The sequence below is a fragment of the Inquilinus sp. genome, assembly GCF_057815775.1.
Window position 1 is genome coordinate 1 of the sequence record NZ_JBYRFX010000613.1, and the last position, 6,839, is coordinate 6,839.

General features: G+C 68.6%; 8 protein-coding genes and 1 pseudogene. 2 read left to right on the plus strand and 7 right to left on the minus strand.

The features are described 5' to 3' along the window. The 5 genes and pseudogenes from AC3XYG_RS21450 to AC3XYG_RS21470 form a co-directional block, all read right to left on the minus strand. A pseudogene (locus AC3XYG_RS21450) lies at positions 1 to 212 on the minus strand (hypothetical protein); the annotation flags it as partial. Beyond that, positions 209 to 1,591 carry a tRNA (N6-isopentenyl adenosine(37)-C2)-methylthiotransferase MiaB gene (miaB, locus tag AC3XYG_RS21455; RefSeq protein ID WP_489141903.1) on the minus strand — a complete coding sequence of 461 codons (1,383 nt, stop codon included), beginning with the start codon at positions 1,589 to 1,591 and terminating at the stop codon, positions 209 to 211. The gene miaB and the pseudogene AC3XYG_RS21450, both read right to left, overlap by 4 nt. A 130-nt stretch (positions 1,592 to 1,721) precedes the next feature. Beyond that, positions 1,722 to 2,528: a lysophospholipid acyltransferase family protein gene (locus tag AC3XYG_RS21460; RefSeq protein WP_489141904.1), complete on the minus strand. Its 807-nt coding sequence runs from the start codon at positions 2,526 to 2,528 to the stop codon at positions 1,722 to 1,724. 43 nt (positions 2,529 to 2,571) lie between these two features. Beyond that, positions 2,572 to 3,408 (minus strand): GNAT family N-acetyltransferase, encoded by an 837-nt coding sequence (locus AC3XYG_RS21465; protein ID WP_489141905.1) that lies wholly within the window; start codon positions 3,406 to 3,408, stop codon positions 2,572 to 2,574. A 214-nt stretch (positions 3,409 to 3,622) separates the two neighbouring features. Continuing rightward, a complete protein-coding gene (locus AC3XYG_RS21470) occupies positions 3,623 to 4,033 on the minus strand; it encodes a Ros/MucR family transcriptional regulator (protein WP_489141906.1) in 411 nt (136 codons plus the stop codon). Between the two features lie 90 nt (positions 4,034 to 4,123). Between AC3XYG_RS21470 and AC3XYG_RS21475 the strand changes: the two genes are divergently transcribed. Together AC3XYG_RS21475 and AC3XYG_RS21480 are read left to right on the plus strand one after the other, a co-directional pair. After that, complete coding sequence (locus AC3XYG_RS21475; RefSeq protein WP_489141907.1) at positions 4,124 to 4,378, plus strand: sulfurtransferase TusA family protein; 255 nt, start codon at positions 4,124 to 4,126, stop codon at positions 4,376 to 4,378. A 164-nt stretch (positions 4,379 to 4,542) separates the two neighbouring features. Further along, positions 4,543 to 5,154, plus strand: coding sequence for a class I SAM-dependent methyltransferase (locus AC3XYG_RS21480; protein ID WP_489141908.1), 612 nt, complete (start codon positions 4,543 to 4,545; stop codon positions 5,152 to 5,154). Positions 5,155 to 5,307: 153 nt separating this feature from the next. Here AC3XYG_RS21480 and AC3XYG_RS21485 read toward each other — a convergent pair whose 3' ends face one another. Together AC3XYG_RS21485 and AC3XYG_RS21490 are read right to left on the minus strand one after the other, a co-directional pair. After that, positions 5,308 to 6,363: an ABC transporter ATP-binding protein gene (locus AC3XYG_RS21485; protein ID WP_489141909.1), complete on the minus strand. Its 1,056-nt coding sequence runs from the start codon at positions 6,361 to 6,363 to the stop codon at positions 5,308 to 5,310. A gap of 10 nt (positions 6,364 to 6,373) precedes the next feature. After that, a partial coding sequence (locus tag AC3XYG_RS21490; protein ID WP_489141910.1) for an ABC transporter permease subunit occupies positions 6,374 to 6,839 on the minus strand: 466 nt, incomplete at its 5' end.

Here is a 6,839-nt window from a genome sequence, read left to right on the forward strand (position 1 = left end):
TGCTCGACCGGCTCGGCCGCGCCCTTGATGGTGACGGTGTTGCCGCGCGAGGCCAGCGACACGCCGAGCTGGTGCTCGATCCGCAGCAGATGGGTGTCGTGCTCGCCATACAAGAGCGGCAGCAGCCGGTTGTCGTCGAAGCTGATATCGACGCGGTGTGCTGCGGGCTTGGCCCGGGCGGCAGTCGCCTCGGCGGATTCGCGCGCGGTCATGCCGCCACCTCCGCATCCACCAGTTCGAGCGTGCCGGTCAGGCTGAGCTGCCGCCCTTCGACGATGCGGACCGGCTGGATGGTGCCGAGCAGGCGGGCGGGCGCGTCGAGATGGACCGACTGCATCCACGGGCTGCGGCCCTGCAACTGACCGGGCCGGCGGCCGGGCCGGTCCAGCAGCACCGGGATGACCCGGCCGGCCGTGCCCTGGTTGAAGGCGGTCTGCTGCGCCCACAGCAGCTGTTGCAGCGCCTGCAGCCGGTCGTCCTTCGCCGCCTCGGACAGCTGGTCGTCCAGCGCGGCCGCCGGAGTGCCGGGCCGGGCGCTGTACTTGAAGCTGTAGGCCTGGGCGAAGCCGATCTCGGTCACCAGCTTCAGCGTGTCGGCGAAGTCGCGGTCGGTCTCGCCGGGGAAGCCGACGATGAAGTCCGACGACAGCGCCAGGTCTGGCCGTGCCGCGCGCAGCCGGTCGATGACGCGGCGATAGGCGTCGCCGTCATGCTTGCGGTTCATCGCCGCCAGGATGCGGTCCGATCCGCTCTGCACCGGCAGGTGCAGGAACGGCATCAGCTGCGGCACGTCGCGATGGGCGTCGATCAGGTCGTCGTCCATGTCGCGCGGATGGCTGGTGGTGTAGCGGATGCGGTCCAGCCCGTCGATTTCGGCCAAAGCGCTGATCAGTCGGCCCAGGCCCCAGACCGACCCGTCCGGCCCTTCGCCGTGGAAGGCGTTGACGTTCTGGCCCAGCAGCGTGATCTCGCGGGCGCCGCGCGCCACCAGGCGCCGTGCCTCGGCCAGGATGCCAACGGTGTCGCGCGAATATTCCGCGCCGCGGGTGTAGGGCACGACGCAGAAGGTGCAGAACTTGTCGCAGCCCTCCTGCACCGACAGGAAGGCCGATGCGCCCTGCACGCCGGCCTCGCCGGGCAGATGGTCGAACTTGCTCTCGACCGGGAAGTCGGTGTTGACCAGCGGCCTGCCTGCCTGGCGATGCGCGCGGGCCACCATCTCCGGCAGCTGATGATAGGTCTGCGGCCCGAACACCAGGTCGACCCAGGGCGCGCGGCGCGCGATCTCCTCGCCCTCGGCCTGGGCGACGCAGCCCGCGACGGCGACGATCATCGGCTCATCCCCGTCCTTTGACTGGGCAGCCTTCGCCGCCTTCTGCGGGCGCAGCCGGCCGAGGTCGGAGAACACCTTCTCCGTCGCCTTTTCCCGGATATGGCAGGTGTTGAGGATGACCATGTCGGCCCCCTCCGCACTGTCCGTCAGGGCATAGCCGAGCGGCGCCAGGATGTCCGCCATACGACCGCTGTCGTAGACGTTCATCTGGCAGCCCCAGGTCTTGATGAACAACTTCTTGCTGGCCGCAGTGCTCACGCGCGCTTGTCCAATCCTTCCGTGGATCGACCGGGGTGCCTACCGCGCAGGCGACCGGGCGATGCGATCCACATCTCCATCGGGTTGCGATGATAGATCACGGCGAGGCCTTCGGAAATCAAGCGTTCGCTCACGCCGCGCGGCGCTGGTCGGGAATGTCGGGGGCCGCCGGTTCCGGCAGCCGGCCGGCATTGGCCGCGGACACGCCGCCGGCGATGGTGCGCCAGCAGTGGTCGGCCAGCGATTTGCGCGACCGGAAATCCTCCAGCGACACCGGCGGGTGGAAGATCACGGTGATGGTCAGGTGGCCCTGTTTCACCATGTTCCACAGATGCGGCACCAGATCCATATCGCCATACCAGGCATAGATCGGCCGCAGCCGCCGGCCGAGCGGGATGCCGTCCAGCGTGGTGCAGGCGATCGAAACCGGCTGCACCGTCAGCGGCCGGCCGTCGACGCGGATGCCGGCGGCGGCGAACAGCGCGCTCTTGAACGGCAGGGTGCGGTTGCCGTCGCTCGACGTGCCCTCGGGGAACAGCACCAGATTGTCGCCGGCCTCCAGCCTTGCCTGCAGGCTGTCGCGCTGGACATCGGCCGATCCGCGCTTGGTGCGGTCGACGAAGACGGTGCGCTGCAGCCGGGCCAGGGCGCCGAAGAACGGCCAGGTGCCGACCTCGGTCTTGGCAACGAAGCTGCCCGGGATCAGCGACCCCAGCACCTCGATGTCGAGATAGGACAGGTGGTTCGAGACGAACAGCGTCGGCGCCGCGGTGGACATCGCGCCGCGGGTCTCGACATCCAGCCCCAGGATGCGGCAGCAGATGCGGTGGTAGAAGGCCGGCAAGCTGGTCTGCAGCCGCCAGCCGAAGCGCACGGCCAGCGCCTGCACCGGCATCAGCAGCACGGTCCAGGGCACGTAGATGCTAAGCCGCAACACCGCCCGGAGCTTCGATCCGAGTCGCCCGCCTGCCATCGCGCGCTTAATCCTTGCGGAAGGCCAGGATGGGCCGCTGCTCGCGCTTCAGCTCGTAATGCTTGAAGTACTTCTCGGTCACCAGGTCGGTCTTGACGATGATGGCGACGTCGGTGGTGCCGAATTGCGGGTCGATCACCGCGCCGTCGCCGACATGGCCGCCGAGGCGGAGATAGCCCTTGATCAGCGGCGGCAGCGCCGCGATCGCCTCGCGCTGGTCGATCTCCGCCAGCGGCAGGCGCCGCATGTCGGTGTAGCGATCGGGCAGGGCGGTCGGGCGCAGGGCCGGCGGCGCCAGATGATAGTGGTAGAGATAGGACAGCGGCAGCCGCAGCGTGTCCGGGTCGATCCCCGGCAAGCTGGCGCAGCCGAACATGATCTCGATGTCGTGGTGGAACAGGTAGGCGGCGATGCCGCGCCACAGCAGCTGCATGGTGCCGCCGGAGCGATAGGGGCCGGCGACGCAGGACCGCCCGAGTTCCAGGATCGCGCCGGGATGGGCCTCGATCTTGGCGATGTCGTATTCGCTGGCGGAATAGAAGGCGCCGATCTGGGCGGCGCCGTCGCGCTGGATCAACCGATAGGTGCCAACCACGCCGTGGGCGCCCTTGCCCCGCGCATGGTCGATCACCAGCAGGTGATCGGCAACGTCGTCATAGTCGTCGAAGTCGCGTCGGTCGGAGGCCATCTCCAGCGAGGGCTGGGCCGCCATCTCCTCATAGAAGACGGTATACCGCAGCGCCTGGGCCGCCTTGATCTCCTCCTCCGTCTCGGCAAGCCGAACCTCCAGGTTGCCCGCACGCAGGCTGAACCCGTGGTCGTCGACGAAGGTTGTGACTGCCATACTGCCGTCCGTCCGCTCTTTTTTCCCCCGAGGCGCCGTGGCGATTCTCGTGTCACCACACCGGGGCGCTGACCCGATTATAAAGCAGAACGATTACAAGTGTGCGTTGATTTCTCAAGTCCCGCCGCGGTGCCCCGGTCCGGCCGGAAACCGGGCGGCCCGTCGGGTGACGGCCCGCCCTGTACCCTGGCCGGCGACATCCGGCCACAGCGGATCAGTCCTTGCGGGCGCGGGTGCCCAGGCCGATCTGCTTGGCCAGCCTGCTGCGCTGCTTGGCATAGTTAGGCGCCACCATCGGATAATCCGACGCCAGGCCCCAACGATCGCGATATTCGTCGGGCGTCATGTTGTAGGCCGTCTTCAGGTGCCGCTTCAGCATCTTCAGCTGCTTGCCGTCTTCCAGGCAGATGATGTAGTCCGGCGTGATCGACTTCTTGATCGGAACCGCGGGCTGCGGCTTCTCGACCACCGGAACCGGTGCAGTCCCGAGGCCGCCCAGCGCACGATAGACTTGCTCGATCAAGTTCGGCAGGTCGGAGATAGCAACGGTATTGTTTCCTACATGTGCCGAGACAATTTGAGATGTGAGGTTCATCAAATCGTTGGTCGGCGTTTCATTGCTCATGTTCATACTCCCGCGGCACGATTCTTCGGTATATAAGTCGCCCACTATTGGACTGCAACGCCAATCGCCATGAAAAATCGAGAATGCGTCATGAGCACTGAACTCCCGCTTCGGTTTCTTGATGTAACCGCGGAAGTCTGCCCGTTCACTTTCGTCAAAACCAAGCTGTTGCTTGAAGATATGAAGCCCGGAGAAGTGGCGGAAATACGGCTGAATGCCGGAGAACCACTGGTGAATGTTCCACGTTCGGCAACGGAAAGCGGGCATCGCGTGGTCTCGGTCGAGCCCGAGGATGCGGACCGGGCGCGCTGGCGGGTGCGGATAGAGCGCGGTCCGGAGGGCTGATCCCGGCCCGAACCTCCTTAAGCCTGGGGCCCCCTTAATCCTGAGGGCCCCCTTAATCCTGGGGGCCCCCTTAATCCTGGGGGATTGAGGGTGGGGGCCCGGTCCCGGACAGTGCCAGCCTCGGCCGGTGGCCCGCGCCCCCGGCAGGCTCAGAAGGAACGGCCATGGCTCCCCCGCGCTTCATCGCCCGGCAGCTCTCGCTGCCGGTGGGCTTCTGGGGCCGCCTGGTGATGCGGCTGATGAACCGGACCAATGCCGGGATGAACGCCTTCGCGATGCGCCAGCTGCGGCCGTCGCCGGCGGATCGCATTCTCGAAATCGGCTTCGGCGGCGGCGTCAATCTGCCGGTCCTGGTCGGGCAGGCCGCTTTCGTCGGTGGGATCGACCGGTCGTGGGAGGCGGTCGAACGCGCCATGGCCGAATTCTCCGGGGCGGTGCAGACGGGCCAGGCGGAGTTTCGCCAGGGCAGCATCGAGGCGCTGCCTTTCGCCGCCGAAAGCTTCGGCAAGATCTGCACTGTCAACACGATCTATTTCTGGGCCTCGCTGGCGGCAGGCTTTGCCGAGATCCACCGCGTGCTGTCGCCCGGCGGCCGGCTAGTGCTCGGCTTCCTGCCGAAGGACCGGATGGACCGCCGCAACATGCCGGCCGACATCTTCACGGTTCGGGCCCTGGACGATGTGGTCGATGCGCTCGGAACGGCCGGCTTCTCGGAGATCCGGGTCGAGCGGCCGGAGCCGGAGACGCCCTGGGTCGTGGTCGTCGCCTGGCGCTGAGAGACCGCTCGGAAACGGGCCGGCGCGGCCGTCTGATGGCGGACTCGAAGCTTCCGGTGCTCACGGACCCAAACGTCCGCTGCGCGCCGGTTCTCGAAACCACCACCAGCCGACTCACGCCAACCCGTTTCCAAACAATCTCTGAGTCCGTGCCTATGAATCGGCGAAGACATGGGCGGCGCCGCGGACGGTGATCCGCACCCGCGCGCCCGGCTCGGGTAGGCCGAGATAGGGCCGGCGCAGCAGCAACCGGCCGGTGCCCGCGGGCGCCGGGCCCTCCAGCAGCCGCACGGTGACGCTGCAGACCGATCCGCCGAAATCGATCTCCGCCACCTCGGCCAAGGCGCCGGCCGTGCCGTCGCGATCCTCCGCCAGCACCAGCTGTTCCGGCCGCAGCATGATCCGCGCCTCGCCCCGGCGCCGGTCGTCGACGCCGATGCGGCCCAGGGCGCAGTCGGCCCAGCCATCATCCAGCCGGGCGGGCAGCACGATGGCCTCGCCCAGGAACTCGGCGATCATCGGGTCGTGCGGCCGCAGATACAGTTCGCGCGGCGACCCGGCCTGCAGCAGCCGGCCGTTGCGCATCACCGCGACCTGGTCGGCGAAGGACAGCGCCTCGGCCTGGTCGTGCGTGACCAGGATGGTGGTGATGCCGGCGGCGGCCAGCAGCGCCGACACCGCCTTGCGGGTGCTGGCGCGCAGGCCGGTGTCGAGCGCCGAGAACGGTTCGTCCAGCAGCATCAGCCGCGGGCTGCGGGCCAGCGCCCGGGCCAGGGCGACGCGCTGCTGCTGCCCGCCCGACAGCTGGTCCGGCCGCCGCCGCAGCATGGCCGGGTCCAGCTCGACCATCGCCATCAGCTCGGCGATGCGGTCGGCCCGCCGGGGGTCGTTGCGCGCCAGGCCGAAGCCGATGTTGTCGGCAATATCGAGATGCGGGAACAGGGCGCCGTCCTGCGCCACCAGCCCGATGCCGCGCCGGTGCGCCGGCATCGCCGCCGGGCCGTCGGCCAGCACCTGGCCGTCCAGCGCGACCCGGCCGGCATCGGGCGCCTCGAAGCCGGCGATGATCCGCAGCAGCGTCGATTTGCCGGAGCCGGAGGGGCCGAGGATCGCAGTGCGGCTGCCGGCGGCCACGTCCAGGTCGACACCGTCCAGCGCGGTCACCGCGCCGTAGCGGCGGCTGATGCCGCGCAGGTCGAGAAAGGTCATAGTTGGGCGGTCATCGGCCGGCGGTCCGCTTGGACTGGGTGTACAGCAGCCAGGTCAGGGGCAGGGAGATCAGGATCATCAGCAAGGCATAGGGCGCCGCGGCGGCATAGTCGATCTCGCCGCTGTAGGACCAGAAGGCGGTGGCCAGGGTGCGGGTGCCGTTCGGCGCCAGCATCTGCGTCGCCGTAAGCTCGTTGGTGATGCCCAGCGCCACCAGCGCCATCCCGGCGGCGGCGCCGGGGGCGGCCAGCCGGATGGTGACCGACCACAGCGCCCGGGCGGGCGACCGGCCCAGGCTGGCGGCGGCATGCTCCAGCTCGACCGGCGCCTGGGCGATGCTGGCACGCAGGCCGATCAGCGCCCGCGGCAGGAACATCAGCAGATAGGCCAGCAGCAGGGTCGCCACCGTCTGGTACAGCGGCAGCGCCACCCGCACGGTGATGGTGACCAGGGCCAGCGCCACCACCACGCCGGGC

Coding starts and splice junctions, on each gene's coding strand:
- AC3XYG_RS21465 (WP_489141905.1), bottom strand. CDS start 3,408: ATGGCAGTCACAACCTTCGTCGACGACCACGGGTTCAGCCTGCGTGCG.
- AC3XYG_RS21470 (WP_489141906.1), bottom strand. CDS start 4,033: ATGAGCAATGAAACGCCGACCAACGATTTGATGAACCTCACATCTCAA.
- AC3XYG_RS21475 (WP_489141907.1), top strand. CDS start 4,124: ATGAGCACTGAACTCCCGCTTCGGTTTCTTGATGTAACCGCGGAAGTC.
- AC3XYG_RS21480 (WP_489141908.1), top strand. CDS start 4,543: ATGGCTCCCCCGCGCTTCATCGCCCGGCAGCTCTCGCTGCCGGTGGGC.
- AC3XYG_RS21485 (WP_489141909.1), bottom strand. CDS start 6,363: ATGACCTTTCTCGACCTGCGCGGCATCAGCCGCCGCTACGGCGCGGTG.